Source organism: Coleofasciculus sp. H7-2 (genome assembly GCF_042747725.1).
GTDB lineage: Bacteria > Cyanobacteriota > Cyanobacteriia > Cyanobacteriales > FACHB-T130 > FACHB-T130.
Genome location: NZ_JBHZGO010000005.1, coordinates 1 through 2,402 on the forward strand (window position 1 = coordinate 1; position 2,402 = coordinate 2,402).

At 51.5% G+C, this 2,402-nt stretch carries 1 pseudogene; it reads right to left on the reverse strand.

Going from position 1 to position 2,402, the window contains the following annotated elements:
- Positions 1-246: 246 nt before the first annotated feature.
- Positions 247-2,276 (reverse strand): annotated as a pseudogene (locus ACFW2W_RS01335) (pentapeptide repeat-containing protein); the annotation flags it as partial.
- Positions 2,277-2,402: the final 126 nt, after the last annotated feature.

Consider the following 2,402-nt stretch of genomic DNA (forward strand, 5'->3'; position numbering starts at 1 on the left):
ACCACATTCCGCACAGATGTGATTTTGCTTACCTTGCTTCACACCATTCTTACGGGTATGAGTAGAACCACAACGAGGACATTGCATGGCTAAGCACCTTGAATTCATACTTTATTATGCAACGCCGATTTCTGAAATAGCCGTTCGGGTATCAGATGCCATCCAATTACAGATAGTCGCCCATTCCCCCTGTCGTCCGATTAGAGGAGTCAAGAATCGGGGCTGATTCTCTCCCCGACTTCCGGTTTCTACTGCCCCCAGCGCCTTCAATGCAGCCTTTTGGGCGTCTGTTAATCCGGTTACTCCGGTGATATTCATTCCCTCATAGGGTCGATCGGCCCTCAAGGTGTTTACACACTCACCCGTCCGCACGTCCCAAAGTTTAATCGTTTCATCCTGGCTGCCACTCGCTACCCTGCGGCTATCAAGGCTGAAGATTACTGACCAGACTAAATTGGTGTGTCCATGCAAGGTATGAAGACAAGAACAGTTTTGCACATCCCAAAGCTTTACCGTCTGGTCGCTACTAGCACTGGCAAGGATTTGACCATCTGGGCTGAATGCAACTGACCAAACTCGGCTGGTATGTCCTGCCAAGGTGCGTCGGCACTCTCCTGTCCGCACGTCCCATAACTTAATACTGTGGTCGCCACTTCCACTCGCCAAGGTTTGACCATCTGGGCTAAAGACAACTGACCAAACCCAATTGGTGTGTCCCTGCCATGTCTGAGAGCATTGTCCCGTCTGCACGTCCCAAAGCTTCACCGTTTGGTCGTAACTTCCACTCGCCAGAGTCTGACCATCCGGACTGAAAGCGATCGCGCAAACCCAACTGTCGTGTCCTTGCAAGGTGCGTTGGCAAAGTCCGGTGTCAAGCTCCCAAAGCTTCACCGTCTGGTCATCACTGCCACTGGCAAGGGTTCGACCATCGGGGCTGAAGGCAACCGACCAGATCCCGCAAGTATGCTCTTTCAAGGTTTTGCAACAAAGTCCGGTGCCAAGATCCCAAAGCTTCACCATTTGGTCGCCACTCCCACTGGCGAGAGTGCGACCGTCTGGGCTAAAGGCAACAGCAGAGACTGAGCTGGTGTGACCCTGTAAGGTTTGAACGCATTTCCCGGTGCTGGGATCCCACAATTTAACCGTGCGATCGTCGTTCCCACTTGCCAAAATACGACCATCCGGACTTAATGCCAGCGATCGCACTCGGTTAGCATAACCCTGTAGTGTTCTGCGACATTTACCTGTCGGGGAATGCCACAACTTAACGGTATGATCGCCGCTACCGCTTGCGAGGATTTCTCCATTCGGGCTGAACGCCACCGACCGCACCCAATTTTGGTGTCCCCATAATGTCTGGTAGCATTCCCCAGTCCGAACTCGCCACAGCTTAACGGTGCGGTCTTCACTGCCACTTGCTACAGTTTGACCATCGGGACTGAAGGCGAGCGATCGCACCCAATTTCCATGTCCTTTGAGAGTTCGGCGGCATTCCCCCGTCTTAAAATTCCAAAGTTTAATGGTGCGATCGCTACTACTGCTGGCTAAGGTTTGACCATCCGGGCTAAAGGCGACCGACCAGACTCGCTCAGCGTGTCCTTGCAGGGTTTGGTAACATTGACTTGTCTTGAGATCCCACAGTTTAATGGTTTGATCGTCGCTGCCACTTGCCAAGGTTTTTCCGTCAGGGCTGAAGGCAAGCGAACCGACAGGTCGGCGCTTCGCTATCGCACCCAATTCTCATGCCCCTGAAGCGTTCGGCAGCACTGTCCTGACTTGACATCCCACAATTTTACAGTTCGATCCTCACTACCGCTGGCTAAGGTTTGACCATCGGGACTAAAGGCGACCGACCAGACCTGGTGGGCGTGTTCTTGCAAAGTCTGGAGGCATTGCCCTGTCTTGAAATCCCACAGTTTGATCGTCTTATCATCGCTGCCACTCGCCAGGATATTACCTTGAGGACTGAAAGCGACCGACCAAACCCAATTGGTGTGTCCTTGGCAGGTCAGTAAATTTTTCCCATCTACCACTCTCCACACCCGCACCTCGCGGTTAGTATCCCCGGTCGCCAGCAGTTCTCCGTCTGGGCTAAAGGCAACGGTTAGGGCGAAGCTCAAGGGTTCTGTAAATACAGTTTTGGACAGGTCGGTATGAGCAAGATTGACCTGATGTAAATTTACTTCTCGCAAATCAGCCTGCCAGAGGGTGAGGTGGGAGAAGTCATAACCTGTTAAATCTTTTTGCAATTGAACAAGCAGGTTGAGGATATTACCGGGACTTAAACAATGAATTAAAACCAAATGAGTTATGATCCATGCCAGATAAGAAGTTCACGTTGAAAAATACCCATGAAGGAAACTACACCCGACGCAATGCCTCCATGCTTTGAGAAATGGTGC